The following is a 16,264-nucleotide window of genomic DNA, read 5'->3' on the forward strand; positions in this document are numbered from 1 at the left end:
CGCGCAGCCGTTACACTGTGGAGGTTGCGCTCTGGAGCTGCGGCTCGGGCGGAAGGAGAAGGCACATGGGGAACTTGCAGATTGGGATTGTCGGCCTCCCGAACGTCGGGAAGTCCACGCTCTTTAACGCCATCACGCGCGCGGGCGCGCTCGCGGCGAACTACCCGTTCGCGACCATCGAACCGAACACCGGGCGCGTGACCGTCCCGGACGAGCGCCTCGAAGCGCTAAGCCGCGTGTTCACGAAGGGGGAGCGCGTGCCGCCCATCATCCCGACGTACGTGGAGTTCGTGGACATCGCGGGCCTGGTGCGCGGCGCGAGCAAGGGTGAAGGCCTCGGCAACCAGTTCCTCGCGAACATCCGCGAGGTGGACGCCATCGCGCACGTGGTGCGCGCGTTCCAGGACCCGAACGTCGTGCACGTGGCCGGCAAGGTCGACCCGGTGAGCGACATCGAGACGATCAACACGGAGCTGATCCTGTCGGACCTCGCGACGGTGGAGCGCCGAGCGGACCGCCTCAAGAAGAGCGCGAAGGGCAACAAGGACGACGCGGAACTGCTGAAGCTCGCCGAGGAGCTCATCGCGATTCTCGGTGAGGGCCGCCCTGCCCGCGAGTACCAGGGCGAGATGGCCATCCCGAAGGACTTCGGGCTGCTCACGAACAAGCCGGTGATCTACGTCGCGAACGTCGGTGAGGACGACCTGACCGACGACAACGACCTGGTGCAGGCCATTCGCGCGCACGCGGCGACGGAGGGCGCGCAGGTCGTGAAGATCAGCGCGCAGATCGAAGGGGAACTCGCGGAGATGCCCGAGGAGGACGCGGCGGCGTTCCTCGCGGACCTTGGCATCGAGGAGAGCGGCCTGAACAAGCTGGTGCGCGTCGGGTACGCAACGCTGGGCCTGATCACGTTCATCACGAGCGGCGAGAAGGAGGTGCGCGCGTGGACGGTCCGTCAGGGCGCGAAGGCGCCGCAGGCGGCCGGCGAGATTCACAGCGACCTGGAGCGTGGGTTCATCCGCGCGGAAGTGATCGACTGGGACAAGATGGTCGAGGCGGGCGGCTGGACCGGCGCGAAGGCGAAAGGCTGGGTGCGCACCGAAGGCAAGGAGTACGTGATGAAGGACGGCGACATCATGAACGTCCTGTTCAACGTCTAACGAAGGTCACGAGGAAGGCCGGAGCACGAGCGCTCCGGCCTTCCTGCTTGATCAGGTCACTCTGTCTGGCGCCGCGTGAACCGCGCGCCGGACGCGCCCGGTTCGGGTGGCTGGTGCGCACGGGCGGCGTGCACTTCGGCTGGGGGGAGCGCCTCGGCGCGCATGAGGGCGTCGGCGGCGTCGAGCAGGCCCGCGAGTTCACCCGCGAGGGCGCCGGGCTCGGCGCGCTGCACCTCACGCGCGGCCTGCACGAGCTTCTCGCGCAGGACCGCGCGGTCCGCGTCCTCACCGGAGGTTTCCGCGTTCGCCGGCACGCCCTGCGCGCCCCGCTCGGCGGCCGGGTGGTGCACGCGGCTGTTCAGGACGCCGCGGACGTTCGCGGGCGTCCAGCCTTCGGGTTTGAGCTGCTTGCCGTCCGCGCGTTTCGGGCCGGTGGTCTTGTGCATGTTCGCGCGGTGCACCTCCGCGAACACGGCGTCGGCGTTCACGCCGAGCGCGTCGAGGGCGCCGTACGTGACGTACAGCAGGTCCGCGAGTTCATGCGCGAGCGGCGCGAGGTCCGCGCTCTCCCCTGCCCGCACGTGGGCGTCCACGCGGTCGAGTTCCGCCTGCACTTCCGCGAATTCTTCCTGAATCAGGGTACGCCGCAGCGCGAGCCGCGCGGCGTCCGGCGTGGTCGGCTGCTGGGGGTGGTGCGCGTTCACGGCGACGTGGAAGGCGCGGACGCGTTCGAAGTTGCTCACGTCCTTCAAGCTACCGCGCCCCAAACCAGGAGTGGGGCACCCTGGTGGGCGCCCCGTGTAGTGGTGTGGTGCGGGCGACTGGGCTCGAACCAGCCTGCGGCCAACTGTCCCCGAAAGGGGTCCCGCTCGCGCGCCCGTTATTTCGGAGGTGGGCGTCTCCCTCCGGCAGCGGCAACGTTCGCTCGCCGAAAAAAAGTATGCCGCGCGAACGTCAGGACTTCATGCGCCAAACCCCAGGGTGTCTTTAGGTTCGTGGTACGCCAGATGGCCCACCTGCGCGCGTGGTATGCAGGGGCATGACGCTCTCCCCTTCTCGTGTGTTCTGCTGTCTGCGCGTGCGCGCCCGAGGCCGCGTGTGATTCCGCCTGTTGTGAACCTGGAGGCGGCGTTCGCGCGCATCACGCAGCCGTGGACGCCGGTGATCGCGGGGGAGCTGAACGGGCAGCACGTGAAACTGGCGGTGTTCCGCGGGGCGTTCGTGTGGCATGCGCACGCGGAGGAAGATGAGCTGTTCCTGGTGGTGCGCGGGATGCTGCGACTGCGATTGGAGGAAGGGGAGCGCGTGGTGCGCGCCGGGGAGTTCGTGGTGGTGCCGCGCGGGGTGCGCCACTGCCCGGTCGCGGAGGACGGGGACGCGTGGGTGATGCTGTTCGAGCCGGCCAGCACCGTGAACACGGGCGCGGACGTGAACGAGCGGACCCTGACGCAGCTGGAACGCCTGGACTCGCCCCCCACCTGAGCGGCTCAGGTGGGGGGCCGCACCGTGACGGCGCCGGAGCGGGCGTTCAGGACCATGTGCTGCACGGTGATGCCCATGCGGACGCCCGGATTCGTGAGGATGCGCAGGCAGGCGTCGGCCTCCTGGGGGTGGTGTTCGCGGGCCAGCGCGAGGGCGCAGGCGTACCGCCCGCCGGAGGAGGCGTGCAGCGCGTCCGGCGAGGCCGGCGGCGCGGCGTGGAGCTGCTGGTAGTCGTTCGCCACGACCAGCGGCCCTGTGGGCGCGGTGCGGGTGGCGTGCCGGGTGGGGGTGCATTCGATGACGAGCCGCTCGTCGTTGTTCACGCCGGTGATCAGCAGCAGGCAGTCCGCGAGGAGCGGCGTGGTTCGGCACAGGTGCACGGCTTCCCGGAACGTCGTGGCGTGTTCCAGAACGTCGCGCAGGAACAGCGTGACGGGCAGGCCCGCCCGCGGCGGCTCGTCGCTGAGCACGGCGTTCAGGGTGATGGCGAAACGTCCGGGTGCCACGCCGGACAGGACGCCGGTGAAGCCCGGCCAGCCGACGCTCGTGAAGTGCAGGCGGTCACCGTGGAAGTACCGCGTGAGGGTGGTGTGGCGGGCGAGCGCGCCGTGCTCGGTCCACCAGTCGAGGTTGCGGGCGTAGAGCGGGCCGTCGGGCGTGGGCACCGCGAACGCCGTGTAGCCCAGGGCGGCCTTGACGACGTCGTAGTACACGTTGGCGAACACTGCGTCCTCGACGGGCACGCCGAGGCGCGCCGCGAGCGCCTGCAGTTCCCGGAGGTGCGCAGGCGGGACGAGCAGAAGGGCCTGCGTGGCGAGGGCGCGGGTGGCGGTGGGCCCGCCGAAGTCCGCCTGGTAAAGGCGGATCAGGTCGTGGGCCTGCGCGGCCTGCGGGTCGGTGAGGGCCCAGCGGCGTTCGGGCGGGTCGTTCAGTTGTACGTGCAGTTCGGGCAGGGTGGGCATGGCTGGGCTCGGGTTCGGGCGGGGGCGCCGCAGGTGCCGGCCGCCGGACGCGTGAAGCCCGGTGGCCGGCACCTGTGGACTCAGATGTCTTCGTTGCCGGTGTCCATGCGCACGACTTTCGGGTCGAAGCGGCCCACGACGTCCACGAGGTCACGTTGCTCGCGGATGACGTCCTCAATGCGTTTGTACGCCTGGGGCGCTTCGTCGATGCCGCCGCCGATCAGGGTGACGCCACGGTCCTGCAGGTACGCCTGCACGTCGCGCTTCGGGACCTGCGCCTGCGCGGCTTTGCGGCCGAGCTGTCGACCCGCGCCGTGCGAAGCGCTTTCGAGCGCGGCGGCGTGACCCTTACCGCGCACGACGAAGCCCGGGTCGGCCATGCTGCCGGGAATCAGGCCGAGCTGTCCGGCGGCGGCGGGCGTAGCACCCTTGCGGTGCACGATGAGTTCCTGGCCGTTCACGTGCTGCTTCCAGGCGAGGTTGTGGCTGTTGCTGATCTGCGCGAGGGGTTTCACGCCGAGGGCTTCGCTGAGGCGCGCGTGAATCAGGTCGTGGTTCGCGAGGGCGTAGCGACCGGCGAGGTTCATGGCCTGCCAGTACCCCTGGCCGTCGTCGCTGTCGAGCGGTAGCCACGCGAGTTTCTTGGCGGGCCCTTCGAGGTGACGGTGCAGCTGCTCGGCCACGCGGGTGTAGTGCCCGGCGACCTGCGCGCCGAAGCCGCGCGAGCCGCTGTGCGACAGGACGGCGAGGTACGTGCCCGGTTCGAGGCCCAGGTCCGCCTGGTCGAGCGTGAACGTGCCGAACTCCACGAAGTGGTTGCCGCTGCCGCTGGTGCCGATCTGGTCACTGGCTTTGCCGTGCAGGTGGCGGAGCAGACCCTGTTCCTGCCAGGTGCGCTCGTCAAGGACGGGGTGGCCGCGCCACGCTTTGCGTTCAAAGCCGACGCCGGCGCCGAAGCGGGTGTGGCGTTTGAGCAGGCTGACGGCCTCGTCGGTCTTCACGGCGCCGTGCTGGATGGGCAGGACGCTGAGCATCATGCTGCAGCCGATGTCCACGCCGACGCCGTACGGGATGACGGCGTCTTCGGTGGCGAGCACCCCGCCGATGGGCAGGCCGTACCCGACGTGCGCGTCGGGCATCAGCGCGCCGGCGCGGCTGATGGGGAGGCGCATGGCGGTGTCCATCTGCATGCGCGCGGCCGTGTCGATCAGATGCGCGCCCCACACGTCGTACGGAAGCGGCTCGGTGCGCAGTGCGGTGCCGCGGCGGGCGTGCGCTTCGCGGGCCTGCGCACGGAGGTGCGAGGCGAGGGGGGCGTAGGTGGCGTCGTGCAGGTAGGCGTCCGGGTCGGCCTGCACGTCGCGGAGTTCCTGAAGGATGGCGCTGCGGCTGACACCGCGCGCTTCACGGTCGTGCGCGGCGCTGAGCGCGAGGCCGACCGCCTGCTTCTCGAACCCGAGTTTGGTGACGTGCTTGCCGTTCATGGGGGGCTCCTTTCGGGCGCGGTGGGCGCCAGGACGCGCGGGGCGCGGCCCTCGTCAGTGTGGCAGGTGAGGGGGGCGCGTGCAGGGGCACAATGGCGCAGGCGGCCTCCGCCGAGTGGCGGAGGCCCCGCGCTTCACGCAGGGCCTTCGGGTGGAGCGGGGAACGCGACGGTGAAGGTGGCGCCCGCACCGGGTTCGCTGTCCGCCCACACGCGCCCCTCGTGGCGTTCCACGATGCGTTTCACGTTCGCGAGGCCCATGCCGATGCCGGGGAAGTCGCGTTCGGCGTGCAGCCGCTGGAACGCCCCGAACAGCCGCGTCGCCTGTTCAGGCGGGAACCCCACGCCGTTGTCGCGGACGCTGACGTGCAGCTCGTCACCCTGACGTTCCGCAGCGACGCGGATGTGCGTGCGGGGGCGGCGGGCGGTGTACTTCAGCGCGTTCGAGAGCAGGTTCGTGAACGCGAGTTCCAGCAGGTGCGGGTCGCCGTGGATGACCGGCAGCGGGCCGATCTCCCAGTGCACGTCGCGGCCCTCGGCGTCGACATGCACGGCGGCGCGCGCAGCGTGGACGGTGTCGTTGAGGTTCACGGGCGTGAAGTGCAGCGGGGTGCTGGCAACGCGCGCGAGTGCGAGGAGTTCGTCGATCATGCCGTCGAGGCGGTTCGTGGCGTGGTCAAGGATGCCGAGCAGGCGGGCCTCTTCCGCACCGACCTCGCCGAGTCGGCGGCGCAGCTGCCCGAGGAAGCCGTGAATGTGCCGCACGGGCGTCTTGAGGTCGTGGGAGACGGCGCCGATGAAGGCGTTCAGGTCGCTGTTCTCCTCGCGGAGGTCGCTGGTGCGGTCGCGGACGGCGCGGCGGACCTCCTCGTCGATGGCCTGCTGGCGCGCGTCGGCGAGGTGCTGGCTGGTGGCGTCCTCCTGCACGACCAGCACGTAGGCCTCGTTCTGCACGTGAAACGTCCGGGCGTGCAGGGCGAGCCAGCGGTCGTCAGTGCAGGGGTATTCGAGGTCGACGGCGGGGTGGTCCCCGCGCAGGAGGGTCTGCAGAGCAGCAGCGAGGCGCGCGCCGTCCGCGCCGCACGGGCCGTCTCCGCGGGCGCTGACTTCCATGAGGTTCACGCCGACGTCGCAGGGGTGCTGGTGCGCGGCCATGAACGCCGTCCAGGCGGGGTTGGCGTGGACGATCACGCCGCGTTCATCCAGCACGGCGGCCTGCGCCGTGAGCGCGTCGAAGGCCGTGGCGGTGGCCGCGTGCATCAAGGCGCTCATCGTGGGGTGCGGGGGGTGGTCGTGTGCCGTCATGGTCGCTCTCCGACCTTCATGCTGCCGTGCGGGACACTCAGGCGCTTAAGACGAGCATAAATGACGTTGATAAACCAGCCTGCGTCACAAGGGCGCAGGGCGTAGACTGCGCGCATGAGCGATCAGGCGTCCACGCCGCCCGGGAAGGCGTACCCCGCGCCGGGCATCACGGTGTACTTCGATGGGCAGCGGTGCATCCATGCCGCGCGCTGCGTGGCGGCGCTGCCGCTGGTGTTCGACCCGGCGCGCCGCCCGTGGATTCGCGCGGACCTGGCGGGCGCGGCGGAACTCGCGGAGGTCGTGCGGTCCTGCCCGAGCGGCGCGCTGCAGTACGCGGCGGACGCGCCCGGCGTGCCCGCAGAGGTGCCGGACGCGATCACGACGGTCACGCCGTTCCCGGATGGGGCGCTGGTGGTGCGCGGGGACCTGCGCATCATGACGGCGCTCGGGGAGGTGCGGGACACGCGCGCGACGCTGTGCCGCTGCGGGCAGTCCGGGAACAAGCCGTTTTGCGACGGGACACACGCGAAGGTCGGCTGGCGCAGCGACAGCTGAACGCGGTGGCGTCAGGCTGCCATGCGCGCAGCAACGTGCGCCAGGAGGGGCAAAGCAGCGGCGGCCAGCAGCAGCCGGGCGCGGCGGTCGCCACTCCACTGCGCCAAAGCGGCCGCGGCGAGCAGCGCGCCCGTCATGGGCAGCCCCCAGCGGAGCAACCAGCCGGCCGGCCCCGGCGCCTCGGGAGTGCGCGCGGCGAACAGCAGCAGGACCAGCGTGCCGAGCGCCGCTACGCCCGCAGCGAGCAGCAGGCGCGGGTGGCCGGGCGTCACGCGCCGGTCCGCGCGCGCCACCGCGTGACGTGCGCGGTATGGTGCCGCCCGTGCCACACGTACGTGGCCAGGGCCGCGCCGAGCGGCACGGGTGCGGGCGCGTCGGGGTGCACGAACGCCCGCGTCCACTGCGCGTCCGTCAGGCCGTCCAGCAGGGTCGCCCAGCGAGCGTGCAGAGCGTCCAGCAGCGCCAGGGACACCCGAATGTCGCCGTGGCTGTCGGGCAGCGCCGCCCACGCGCCCTCGTCGTAGGGTTTGATGACCGGCGCGTCCTCGGTGAGGGCGAGCTTCATGCGGATGTAGGCATTCAGGTGGCTGTCGGGCACGTGGTGCGCGAGTTGCCGCAGCGTCCAGCCGCCGTCACGGTACGGGGTGTTCAGCTGCGCGTCCGTGAGGCCGTTGAGGGCCGCGCGGAACTCGCCAGGCAGGGCGCGCAGCGCGGCGATCAGTACGGCGCGCTCGGCGGGCGTGGGGGGCGACCCGTGCGGGGCCGGGCCGATGGGGTAGCGCTCGTCCGTCATGCGTCCTGCCCTTCGGTGTCCTTGCGGGTCCAGCGGTCCGCGTCACGCCGCTCGATCTTGCTCATCATGCGCTCGAAGCCCCGTTCGAGGTTCAGGCCGCGTTCGTTCGCCATGCACAGCATCACGAACATCAGGTCCGCGAGTTCCATTTCGAGGTCACCGGCGTCCTCACCGGGTTTGGGCGTCTTGCCGTTCTCGTGTGCGATGACGCGGGCGATCTCGCCCACCTCCTCGGTGAGACGGGCGAGCATCAGCAGCGGCGGGAAGTAACCTTCCTTGAACTGGCTGATGTACGCGTCCACGCGGGCGCTGGCGTCCTGAAAGGTGAGGCTCATGCGCCCCAGCGTACGGCACGCAGGCATACTACGCGGCGCACGAGGCAGACGCACGCCACTGCAGACAGGGCGCAGTGGCGTGCTGTGTCACGGCACAGGAGAGCCACTGGGATCGTCCCCGACCATGCCGTCATTTAGAGCTTGAGGACAACACGCGCAGCGTTTTGGAGCGTCAGCGTCAACAACAGTCCATTTTGACGCCGCCGACCGTTTTATCCGCAGGCTCTTAGTGATGGGCCGCATGATGGCCGGCGTGAAGCCTGAGACCCACACCCTGATGTACTGGGGGGCCGCGCCCGGATACTGTCGCGTCACGGCGCTCGGGGGGCCGAACGGATGGGTGGTCCATGGACCATCAGGCGGAGGCGACCCTGCCGTGCGCAACGGGCGCGTTGGATGCGGTGCGCGCGGAGCGGGGGCTGGTGGATAACGCAGATGCGGCGGCGCTTGTGGAGCAGAGGGCGCGCGTATCCAAGGCTGAGAGGTCGGGTGCGCCTGGGCCAGTGTTGCGGGGTACGAAGGGGCAGCGGTTACGGCGCCCCTTCGCGCAGGTGCTGTCGGGGACGTGGCTCACGGCACCACGCGCGGCGCTCATGGCGCGCACAGCCGGGACGCTCACAGTGGGGCCTGCGGCGGGCCGCGTCACGCGTTGACGAGGGGGGCCGCGTGCGTGACGCGGCCCCCCTCTGAACTTGCGGGGGTCAGCGAATGTAGAAGAAGGTTTCCTGAATGTCGCGGTCCTGGGCGCTGTACGGCTCGACGTACGCCTGTGTGACGCTGTTCCAGCGGCCCTGGTCGTACGTGCCGTTGAAGACCAGTTGGGTGCTGGGGGCGCTGCGCGTAAAGATGGCGCGGACGCGTTGCAGGCCGCGCGGGGGCGCCACGTCGAACGTGAAGGCGTCGGTGGGTCGGGGGAAGGTGGTGGTGCCGGCGGGCACGTACGCGTTGCGGATCAGGACGTTGCCGTTGCCGTTCGGGTCGAGGCTGACGAGCGTGAGGTACCCGGCGGCGCGGGTTTGGACGCGCAGGCGCAGGCGCTCGCCGATGGCGTAGGTGCTGCCTTCGCCGCGGTCGGGGCGGATGTCCGTGATGAGGTTCGCGCTGGAGGTGGCCAGGCCGAGGTTCGGGCGGACGTTGATGGTGCACGCGCTGAGCCCGAGGGCGAGCGTGCCGAGCAGCAGGACCTGTTTCATGCTGGCAGCATACGGGCGCAACCCTGACGGGACTCTGAAGGGCAGCTGAGGAAACCGTCACGGTCCTGGTGGGGATTGTCACGCCCCGCGCGGATGGTCGGGCGCGTGCGGGGTACAGTCCGGGTATGAAGCGGAGCAGGGTGTGGGCTGCGGCGCGCGTGGCGCTGCTGGCCGGCGTGGTGGGCGGGGCCGTCGCGAGTGCGGGTGCGGCGCAGGCGGCGCCGGTGAGCGAGCCGGTCGCGTCGACGGCCGTAGCGGCGCTCCCGCAGGCGTACAGTGCGTCGGCGTTCCTGACGGACCTCGCGGACGGGCACGTCACGCAGGTGACGCTGGACGGGAACGGCAACGCGAACGTGACGTTGCGCGGCGAGGTCCGCACCCGGAACGTCGTGCTGCCGCCGTCGGCGGAGACGCTGCGGCGCCTGCGGGATGCGGGCGTGACGGTCCGCGTCGTGGGGGGCCCGGCGCCGCTGGGGTGGGTGGTGCAGGTGCTGCCGCTGGTACTGACGGTGCTGATTCTGGTGCTGGTGTGGCGCAGCGTGCGCGGCGGGAACAACGCGAACGGCGCGAACAGCTTCGGGCGGTCACGGGCGACGGTGGTGCGGGAAGGGCAGGTGAAGCTGACGTTCGCGGACGTGGCCGGCTGTGACGAAGCGAAAACCGACCTGACCGAAGTGGTGGACTTCCTGCGGCACCCGGAACGCTACCACCAGCTGGGCGCGCGCATCCCTCACGGGTTGCTGCTGGTCGGCCCGCCCGGCAGCGGCAAGACCCTGCTCGCCAAGGCCGTCGCCGGCGAAGCGGGCGTGCCGTACTTCAGCATCAGCGGCAGCGACTTCGTCGAGATGTTCGTCGGTGTCGGCGCCGCGCGCGTCCGTGACCTGTTCGAGCAGGCCAAGAAGCAGACCCCCTGCATCGTCTTCATCGACGAGATCGACGCGGTGGGCCGCAAGCGCGGCACCGGCCTCAACGGCGGCAACGACGAACGCGAGCAGACCCTCAACCAGCTGCTCGTCGAAATGGACGGCTTCGGCACCACCCATGACGTGATCGTGCTGGCCGCCACCAACCGCCCCGACGTGCTCGACGCGGCGCTGCTGCGCCCCGGCCGCTTCGACCGGCAGGTGGTGGTGGACGCCCCGGACGTGCGCGGCCGCGAGATGATCCTCAAGATCCACGCCCGCAAAAAACCCCTGGACCCCACCGTCGACCTCGCCCTCGTCGCCCGCCGCACCCCCGGCATGGTCGGCGCCGACCTCGAAAACCTCCTCAACGAAGCCGCCCTTCAGGCCGCCCGCAACGGCCGCGAAACCATCCTGATGGCGGACATCGATGAGGCCGCCGACCGCGTCCTGATGGGTCCGGAGCGGCGCAGCATGGTCATCCCGGAGGAGGACCGCCGCGTGACGGCGTACCACGAGGTGGGGCACGCGCTGGCCGCGCAGTTGCTGCCGCACGCGAACCGCGTGCACAAGTTGACGGTCGTGCCGCGCGGGCGCGCCGCGGGGTACATGCTGCCCCTGCCGGAGGACCGCGTGCATTACCCGCGCGAGGCGCTGGAGGACATGATCGCCGTGGCGCTCGCCGGGCGGGCCGCGGAGGAGGTCGTGTTCGGGGAGGTCACGACGGGCGCGCAAAACGACTTCCAGCAGGCCACGGGCGTCGCGCGGCGCATGATCACCGAATGGGGCATGAGTGCGCGCGTCGGGAAGGTGGCGCTCGCGCAGGAGCAGGAAGGGTACCTGGGGGGCGGTTCGGTGTCGTCGCAGGTGAGTCAGGACACGGCGCGCGTCGTGGACGAGGAGGTGTCGCACCTGCTGGAGGCGCAGTACGCGCGGGTGCTGGACCTGCTGCGCACGCACCTGGCGCGCGTGCACGGCGCGGTGGAGGTGCTGCTGCGCCGGGAGACGCTCAGCGGCGCGGAGTTCGCGACGCTGTTGGACGGCGGGCAGGTGGATGAGCCGCCCCCGCTCGGCGGGCAGATCGCGCCCGCATGAGCAGGAGGCCCGGGGCGATCCCGGACCTCCTGCGTGCTGGGCGGCGCGCCGTCAGGGTTGCGGCTCGTCGTCGTCTTCGGGGTCGCGTGACCCGCCGGGCTTCAGTGGTGCGGGCCGCTGGGGGTCCGCGGACGTCGCGCGCGTCTCGGGGTCGCGCGGGTGCTTCATGTGCACCTCGATGGGGTCGCCGCTGAACGTGATGGTCCGCTGCGGGAACGGAATCTCGATGCTGGCGGCGTCCATGGCGAGCTTGATGCGGCGGTTGAATTCCCGCCCGAGCGCCCACTGCGCTTTCGGCAGGACCTTGAACAGGGCGCGCAGTTCCACACCGTCCGGCGCGAGCCGCGTGACGCCGTGCAGTTCCGGCGCCTCCAGGAACACCTCGCAGTAGTCCGGGTCGGCGTACAGTTCGTTCGACACGCGCTCCATGACGCGGAGCGCGGCGTCCACGTCCGCCTGGTACGCGACTGTCACGAGGGCGACGACGCGGGACCAGTCCTTGCTGCTGACGCTGACCGTCTGAATCTGCCCGTTCGGGATGATGTGCACCGTGCCGTCCAGGGCGCGCAGGACCGTGACGCGCAGGTTCAGGCGTTCCACGCTGCCGCTGAGCGTGCCGGCGTTCACGGTGATGACGTCGCCCACGCCGTACTGGTCCTCAAGCAGGATGAAAAAGCCGTTGAAGACGTCCTTGATGAGGCTCTGCGCGCCGAAACCGACCGCGAGCCCGAGGACGCTCACGCCCGCGAGGAGCGTGCTGGCGTTCACGCCGACGTTCTGCAGGATCGTGATGCCCGCGATGATGATGATGCTGATGCGCAGCGAACTCTCAACGACCCCCTTGAGGGTCTGGATGCGGACGGTGCGGCGGTTGAATTCCTCGCTGGGGACGATGCGGTTCGTGGCGGCGCTCACGAGGTGCCAGGCGAGCACGGCGAGGATGACGACCGTGAGCATCTGTCCGACGGACGCGCGGAACCACGTGCCGAGCGCCTCGCCGTGCGTGTAGAGCGGCTCGATGTCGAGGCGGAGCAGGTGCGTGAGCACGGCGAGCAGTGCGTACGTCATAAAGACGGTCCACGTGACGCGCAGGACGCGCAGCAGCCGCGGGTGCAGGTGCCGGTCGAGGATGTGGGTGAGCCACACGCCGAAGCGCCACAAGCCGAGAATCAGTACGGTGTGCAGGGCCAGCAGCACCCATGTACCGGGCGTGGCGAGCGCTGCACGTATGGTGTCCATCATGGGGTCCTCCGAGGCGCGCGGGGGCGCATGCGCCCAAGGGTGTCATGCGCGAGTGAGCGCGGTATGGGAACGCGCCGCGCCCCTCACGGCGCGGCGCGCGGGTGGGGTTCAGGTGCTGGGGGCGGCGCGCAGTTCCGCGTCGAGGCGCTGCAGTAGCTGCGCCTGATGGGCGCGGTGGGCGCGCAGCAGGGCGTTCTTCACGGCGCGGGCGTCGCCGCTGCCGTGCCCGATGAACGCGAGGCCGCGCACGCCCAGCAGGATGCTCGCGCCGTACGTGCTGGGGTCGAGGCGGTCCGCGATGCCGCGCAGGGCGCCGCGCACCAGCAGCGCGCCCAGTTTCGCCTGCATGGTGCTGGTGAGCGCTTCGCGGATCCAGCCGAACAGCACTTTCGCTTCGCCCTCGGCGAGTTTCAGGACGATGTTGCCGGTGAATCCGTCGGTGACGACGATGTCGGTGGTGCCCTGCATGACGTCGCGCCCCTCGATGTTGCCGTGGAAGTTCAGGTCGGTGGCGGCGCGCAGCAGCGGGTGCGCTTCGAGAACCAGGGCGTTGCCCTTGTGGTCCTCCTCGCCGATGCTGAGCAGGCCGACGGTGGGGCTCTGGCGGTCTTCCACGACGCGCAGGTACGTGGTGGCGAGGCGCGCCCACTGCACGAGGTACGCGGCTTTCACGTCGGCGTTCGCGCCGACGTCGAGCATCGCGCCGAAGCCGCGCGCGGTGGGGATGTGCGTGAGGATGGCGGGGCGGTCCACGCCGGGCAGGCGCCCGAGCGTGAGCAGCGCGGACGCCATGGTGGCGCCGCTGTGCCCGAGGCTGACCGCCGCGGCCGCGCGGCCTTCCTTGACGAGGCGCGTGGCGACGTTGATGCTGGCGTCCTTGCGGCCGCGCACATCGCTGGCGTGTTCGTCCATGCCGATCAGGTCCGGGGCGTCCTCGACGGTGATCGGCAGGCCCGTGATGTCGTGGCTGGCAAGGGCGGCGTGCAGTTTCGTGCGGTCTCCGACGAGGGTGACGCTCACGCCGGCGCGGGCCGCCTGAATGGCGCCCTCGACGTTCGGGGCGGCGCCGACGTCACCGGCGAGGGCGTCGAGCGCGATGGGCAGCGGGGTGGCGGTCATCAGCGGTCGTCTTCGTCGAGGGCGGCGTTCACGTAGAACGGTCGGGTTTCCCCGCCGCGCCCTTCGCTGGGCAGGCGGTAGCCGGGGCGTTCCACGTCGCCGCGGATGTCCTTAAAGTCCACGTACGCGTCGGCGGCGTTGCGCAGTTCGTAACTGGTCATCTCGGGGATGCTCGCGACGATCACGCGTTTGCCTTTGGCGCGCAGCACCTCGACGGGCCGCTCGAAGTCGCCGTCGCCGGTGAGCAGGATGGCGGTGTCGTACAGGTCGGCGGTGGCGAGCAGGTCCGTGACGAGCAGGATGTCGAGGTTCGCGCGGCGGTGCGTGTCGCCGTGCTCGTCGGTGTTTTCGCGCAGCATCTTGGTGCGCACGGTGTAGCCCATGTACGTGAGCGCGTCGATGAAGCGCTTCTGCTTGTCGTCCACGGGGGTGGGCACGGCAGTGTAGTAGAAGGCGTTGTACAGCCGCCCGTAGCCGGCGAAGTGCTCGAGGATCTTGCGGTGGTCGAAGTTCCAGCCGAGGCGTTTCGCGGCGGCGTAGACGTTGGCGCCGTCAATAAACAGTCCGATGCGTTCCATGATGCAGTTCTCCTTTGTGCCGTTGTGAATGGGCGTTCGGGCCAGGTGGAGCAGTGACGTGTGAATGGGCCTGCCGGTCAGCATAACGCCCGCCCGGACCTCACTCAAGGCTCATGGGCCGCCTGGTGCGTGCAGGCGTGGGCGCAGCGCCGGGTCGTGCAGGGCCGCCCACACGTCCGCGCGGAGCCGCGCGAGGTCCACGCCGCCGTACGCGGCGGGCAGGTCATTCAGGTAGCGCTCGGCCTTGTGGTAGTTGCGGTGCGCGGTGCTGCCGTGATGCCAGCGTTTGTGGAGGGCCGCGGCGAGCAGGATCAGCGCGCTGAGGCACGCGCGGTCCGCGCCGGTCGCGGCGCGCCACTCGTCTTCCCAGGCTTCGTGCGCGTGCCACCACTGTCCCTGCGCGAAGAGGTCGGCCCCGGCCTGCCAGTGTGGGTTCATGCCTTCTTGGTATGGGGCAGCCGTGAGGTGTCCGTCAAGGGGGGGTGAGCGCGAAAGGAAAGGCGCGCTGCGATTGGGCGGGCAGGGCGCGCTTATCATGCGAAGCATGAAGCCTGTGGACCTGTCCGACAGCACGTTTAAAACTGAGATCGCCGAGGGCCTGACGCTCGTGGACTTCTGGGCGCCGTGGTGCGGCCCGTGCCGCATGATCGCGCCGGTCGTGGAGGAGCTTGCCGGGGAGTACGAAGGCAAGGTCAAGTTCGGGAAGCTGAACGTGGACGACAACCAGCAGACCGCCATGCAGTACCGCGTGATGAGCATCCCGACGCTGATCCTGTTCAAGGACGGCCAGCCGGTGGAAGGCATCGTGGGCGCGCAGCCCAAGCCGGCCTTCGAGCGCCTGCTGAGCAAGCACCTCGAAACCGTCGCGGCGAACTGAATCCAGCAACGAGGAACGCGCCCGCTGAATGCGGGCGCGTTCCTCGTTGCTGGGCCCTCACGAGCGGACGCGCAGGGTACCTTTCCTCTTCCCTACTCGCGCTTCCAGGCGTCCAGGCATTCGGCGAGCAGCACTTCCCCTTCCGGCCAGTCCCCATGGCCGCTGGCGATGTTGATGTGCCCGGCCTCGCCGGCCGTGACGAGCGTGGCGTCCCAGGCGTCCGCGAACGCCTCGGCACGGTCGAACGCGGCGTACGGGTCGTTCTCGCTCGCCACGACGAGCACTGGGAACGGCAGGGGCGTCATGGGCATGGGCCCCATGGCGAGCACCGCGGGCGCTTTGGCGTTCATGTCGAGCTGTTCCGGGTCCGTGGGGCCGACCAGCATCGCGCCGCGCACCCGGTCCGGGACGGGGTACAGCTTCGCCCAGTGCACGATGTTCAGCACGCCGCAGGAGTGCCCGACCAGCACCACGTCACCGGGGGTGGCGTCAACGACCTCCTGCAGGCGCGCGGACCAGGTGGCCGGCGTGGGGGTTTCGGGGTCGTCCTGGCGGACGCGAGCGGCGCCGTACTTCTCGGTCCACAGGGACTGCCAGTGTTCGGGGCCGCTGTCGCCCAGGCCGGGCACGATGATTACGCGGGGGGTCGTCATGCCGCTCAGCATAAGCCGGTGGCAGCTGGCCGGCGCCTTTCATGACAGCGGCGCGGCCCTCCGTGGGAGGGCCGCGCGCGCAGGGTGCCTCAGACCAGTTCGATCAGGGCGATGGGGGTGGCGTCGCCGCGGCGCACGCCGACGCGCAGGATGCGCGTGTACCCGCCGGGGCGTTCCGCGTACTTCGGCGCGATTTCGTCGAAGAGTTTCGTCACGACGGCTTTGTCGTGAATGTCGCGGAGCACGAGGCGGCGGCTGTGCAGGTCGCCGCCCTTGGCGGTGGTGATGAGTTTTTCGACGTAGGGGCGCAGTTCTTTCGCTTTGGCGACGGTCGTCTGGATGCGACCTTCGCGGAGCAGCGCGGTGGCCTGCGCGCGGGCGAGCGCAATGCGGCTGCTGCTGTTGCGGTTGAGTTTGCGACCGGAGCTCCGGTGACGCATGGTATGTCTCCTTGGTAGCGGGAACGCGTGGGCGTTCCAGGGTGCGGGTACGTGGGGACCAGGCGAGCGGGCGCTCGCCTGGCGGTG

General features: G+C 70.4%; 19 protein-coding genes. 5 read left to right on the forward strand and 14 right to left on the reverse strand.

All coding sequences use genetic code 11. The features are described from left to right. Positions 1-65 precede the first annotated feature (65 nt). Positions 66-1,163, forward strand: a complete 1,098-nt coding sequence (ychF, locus tag DEIMA_RS14515) for a redox-regulated ATPase YchF (RefSeq protein WP_013558027.1) — start codon at positions 66-68, stop codon at positions 1,161-1,163. 56 nt (positions 1,164-1,219) lie between these two features. Here the strand turns inward: ychF and DEIMA_RS18885 are convergent, their stop codons facing one another. Continuing rightward, positions 1,220-1,906, reverse strand: a complete 687-nt coding sequence (locus DEIMA_RS18885; protein WP_013558028.1) for a pyrophosphohydrolase domain-containing protein — start codon at positions 1,904-1,906, stop codon at positions 1,220-1,222. Positions 1,907-2,261: 355 nt separating this feature from the next. Between DEIMA_RS18885 and DEIMA_RS14525 the strand changes: the two genes are divergently transcribed. After that, positions 2,262-2,645: a cupin domain-containing protein gene (locus tag DEIMA_RS14525; protein ID WP_013558029.1), complete on the forward strand. Its 384-nt coding sequence runs from the start codon at positions 2,262-2,264 to the stop codon at positions 2,643-2,645. Between the two features lie 5 nt (positions 2,646-2,650). Here the strand turns inward: DEIMA_RS14525 and DEIMA_RS14530 are convergent, their stop codons facing one another. From DEIMA_RS14530 to DEIMA_RS14540, 3 genes are all read right to left on the reverse strand, one after another. Beyond that, positions 2,651-3,607: a C45 family autoproteolytic acyltransferase/hydrolase gene (locus DEIMA_RS14530; RefSeq protein ID WP_013558030.1), complete on the reverse strand. Its 957-nt coding sequence runs from the start codon at positions 3,605-3,607 to the stop codon at positions 2,651-2,653. 80 nt (positions 3,608-3,687) lie between these two features. Next, entirely contained in the window at positions 3,688-5,091 is a 1,404-nt protein-coding gene (locus DEIMA_RS14535) for an RtcB family protein (protein ID WP_013558031.1), read from the reverse strand. Between the two features lie 134 nt (positions 5,092-5,225). Further along, positions 5,226-6,395: a sensor histidine kinase gene (locus DEIMA_RS14540; RefSeq protein ID WP_013558032.1), complete on the reverse strand. Its 1,170-nt coding sequence runs from the start codon at positions 6,393-6,395 to the stop codon at positions 5,226-5,228. Positions 6,396-6,509: 114 nt separating this feature from the next. On the opposite strand from DEIMA_RS14540, the gene DEIMA_RS14545 reads away from it, so the two are divergent. Further along, positions 6,510-6,950 (forward strand): (4Fe-4S)-binding protein, encoded by a 441-nt coding sequence (locus DEIMA_RS14545; protein WP_013558033.1) that lies wholly within the window; start codon positions 6,510-6,512, stop codon positions 6,948-6,950. Positions 6,951-6,961: 11 nt separating this feature from the next. Here DEIMA_RS14545 and DEIMA_RS14550 read toward each other — a convergent pair whose 3' ends face one another. The 4 genes from DEIMA_RS14550 to DEIMA_RS14565 form a co-directional block, all read right to left on the reverse strand. Further along, entirely contained in the window at positions 6,962-7,222 is a 261-nt protein-coding gene (locus DEIMA_RS14550) for a hypothetical protein (protein ID WP_013558034.1), read from the reverse strand. Next, positions 7,219-7,743 carry a YfiT family bacillithiol transferase gene (locus DEIMA_RS14555; protein WP_013558035.1) on the reverse strand — a complete coding sequence of 175 codons (525 nt, stop codon included), beginning with the start codon at positions 7,741-7,743 and terminating at the stop codon, positions 7,219-7,221. Before DEIMA_RS14555 ends, DEIMA_RS14550 begins: the two co-directional genes overlap by 4 nt. Beyond that, positions 7,740-8,078, reverse strand: coding sequence for a nucleotide pyrophosphohydrolase (locus DEIMA_RS14560; RefSeq protein WP_013558036.1), 339 nt, complete (start codon positions 8,076-8,078; stop codon positions 7,740-7,742). Before DEIMA_RS14560 ends, DEIMA_RS14555 begins: the two co-directional genes overlap by 4 nt. Positions 8,079-8,779: 701 nt before the next feature. Next, a complete protein-coding gene (locus DEIMA_RS14565) occupies positions 8,780-9,271 on the reverse strand; it encodes a DUF4384 domain-containing protein (protein ID WP_013558037.1) in 492 nt (163 codons plus the stop codon). A gap of 125 nt (positions 9,272-9,396) precedes the next feature. On the opposite strand from DEIMA_RS14565, the gene ftsH reads away from it, so the two are divergent. Continuing rightward, positions 9,397-11,268, forward strand: a complete 1,872-nt coding sequence (ftsH, locus tag DEIMA_RS14570) for an ATP-dependent zinc metalloprotease FtsH (RefSeq protein ID WP_013558038.1) — start codon at positions 9,397-9,399, stop codon at positions 11,266-11,268. Between the two features lie 51 nt (positions 11,269-11,319). Here ftsH and DEIMA_RS14575 read toward each other — a convergent pair whose 3' ends face one another. The 4 genes from DEIMA_RS14575 to DEIMA_RS14590 all read right to left on the reverse strand — a co-directional run bounded on the left by DEIMA_RS14575 (position 11,320) and on the right by DEIMA_RS14590 (position 14,645). Then, complete coding sequence (locus tag DEIMA_RS14575) at positions 11,320-12,510, reverse strand: mechanosensitive ion channel family protein (protein WP_013558039.1); 1,191 nt, start codon at positions 12,508-12,510, stop codon at positions 11,320-11,322. Between the two features lie 108 nt (positions 12,511-12,618). Further along, positions 12,619-13,629, reverse strand: coding sequence for a phosphate acyltransferase PlsX (gene plsX, locus DEIMA_RS14580; RefSeq protein WP_013558040.1), 1,011 nt, complete (start codon positions 13,627-13,629; stop codon positions 12,619-12,621). Then, positions 13,629-14,207 (reverse strand): LabA-like NYN domain-containing protein, encoded by a 579-nt coding sequence (locus tag DEIMA_RS14585; protein WP_013558041.1) that lies wholly within the window; start codon positions 14,205-14,207, stop codon positions 13,629-13,631. Before DEIMA_RS14585 ends, plsX begins: the two co-directional genes overlap by 1 nt. Positions 14,208-14,318: 111 nt before the next feature. After that, the gene (locus DEIMA_RS14590; protein WP_013558042.1) at positions 14,319-14,645 is read right to left on the reverse strand and encodes a DUF309 domain-containing protein; all 327 of its coding nucleotides are present in this window, start codon (positions 14,643-14,645) and stop codon (positions 14,319-14,321) included. 106 nt (positions 14,646-14,751) lie between these two features. Between DEIMA_RS14590 and trxA the strand changes: the two genes are divergently transcribed. After that, the gene (gene trxA, locus DEIMA_RS14595) at positions 14,752-15,084 is read left to right on the forward strand and encodes a thioredoxin (protein ID WP_013558043.1); all 333 of its coding nucleotides are present in this window, start codon (positions 14,752-14,754) and stop codon (positions 15,082-15,084) included. A 92-nt stretch (positions 15,085-15,176) separates the two neighbouring features. Here the strand turns inward: trxA and DEIMA_RS14600 are convergent, their stop codons facing one another. Both DEIMA_RS14600 and rplQ read right to left on the reverse strand, forming a co-directional pair. Beyond that, on the reverse strand, positions 15,177-15,737 hold the full coding sequence (locus DEIMA_RS14600) for an RBBP9/YdeN family alpha/beta hydrolase (RefSeq protein WP_148234978.1): 561 nt from the start codon (positions 15,735-15,737) through the stop codon (positions 15,177-15,179). Between the two features lie 89 nt (positions 15,738-15,826). Further along, entirely contained in the window at positions 15,827-16,177 is a 351-nt protein-coding gene (gene rplQ / locus DEIMA_RS14605) for a 50S ribosomal protein L17 (protein WP_013558045.1), read from the reverse strand. Positions 16,178-16,264 lie beyond the last annotated feature (87 nt).

This window comes from Deinococcus maricopensis DSM 21211, assembly GCF_000186385.1.
Lineage (GTDB): Bacteria > Deinococcota > Deinococci > Deinococcales > Deinococcaceae > Deinococcus_B > Deinococcus_B maricopensis.

Excerpts from the sequence above, each read along its gene's own strand:
- ychF (WP_013558027.1), top strand. The coding sequence starts at position 66 with ATGGGGAACTTGCAGATTGGGATTGTCGGCCTCCCGAACGTCGGGAAG.
- DEIMA_RS14530 (WP_013558030.1), bottom strand. The coding sequence starts at position 3,607 with ATGCCCACCCTGCCCGAACTGCACGTACAACTGAACGACCCGCCCGAA.
- DEIMA_RS14535 (WP_013558031.1), bottom strand. The coding sequence starts at position 5,091 with ATGAACGGCAAGCACGTCACCAAACTCGGGTTCGAGAAGCAGGCGGTC.
- DEIMA_RS14540 (WP_013558032.1), bottom strand. The coding sequence starts at position 6,395 with ATGACGGCACACGACCACCCCCCGCACCCCACGATGAGCGCCTTGATG.
- DEIMA_RS14545 (WP_013558033.1), top strand. The coding sequence starts at position 6,510 with ATGAGCGATCAGGCGTCCACGCCGCCCGGGAAGGCGTACCCCGCGCCG.
- DEIMA_RS14555 (WP_013558035.1), bottom strand. The coding sequence starts at position 7,743 with ATGACGGACGAGCGCTACCCCATCGGCCCGGCCCCGCACGGGTCGCCC.
- DEIMA_RS14560 (WP_013558036.1), bottom strand. The coding sequence starts at position 8,078 with ATGAGCCTCACCTTTCAGGACGCCAGCGCCCGCGTGGACGCGTACATC.
- DEIMA_RS14565 (WP_013558037.1), bottom strand. The coding sequence starts at position 9,271 with ATGAAACAGGTCCTGCTGCTCGGCACGCTCGCCCTCGGGCTCAGCGCG.
- ftsH (WP_013558038.1), top strand. The coding sequence starts at position 9,397 with ATGAAGCGGAGCAGGGTGTGGGCTGCGGCGCGCGTGGCGCTGCTGGCC.
- DEIMA_RS14575 (WP_013558039.1), bottom strand. The coding sequence starts at position 12,510 with ATGATGGACACCATACGTGCAGCGCTCGCCACGCCCGGTACATGGGTG.
- plsX (WP_013558040.1), bottom strand. The coding sequence starts at position 13,629 with ATGACCGCCACCCCGCTGCCCATCGCGCTCGACGCCCTCGCCGGTGAC.
- DEIMA_RS14585 (WP_013558041.1), bottom strand. The coding sequence starts at position 14,207 with ATGGAACGCATCGGACTGTTTATTGACGGCGCCAACGTCTACGCCGCC.
- DEIMA_RS14590 (WP_013558042.1), bottom strand. The coding sequence starts at position 14,645 with ATGAACCCACACTGGCAGGCCGGGGCCGACCTCTTCGCGCAGGGACAG.
- trxA (WP_013558043.1), top strand. The coding sequence starts at position 14,752 with ATGAAGCCTGTGGACCTGTCCGACAGCACGTTTAAAACTGAGATCGCC.
- DEIMA_RS14600 (WP_148234978.1), bottom strand. The coding sequence starts at position 15,737 with ATGACGACCCCCCGCGTAATCATCGTGCCCGGCCTGGGCGACAGCGGC.
- rplQ (WP_013558045.1), bottom strand. The coding sequence starts at position 16,177 with ATGCGTCACCGGAGCTCCGGTCGCAAACTCAACCGCAACAGCAGCAGC.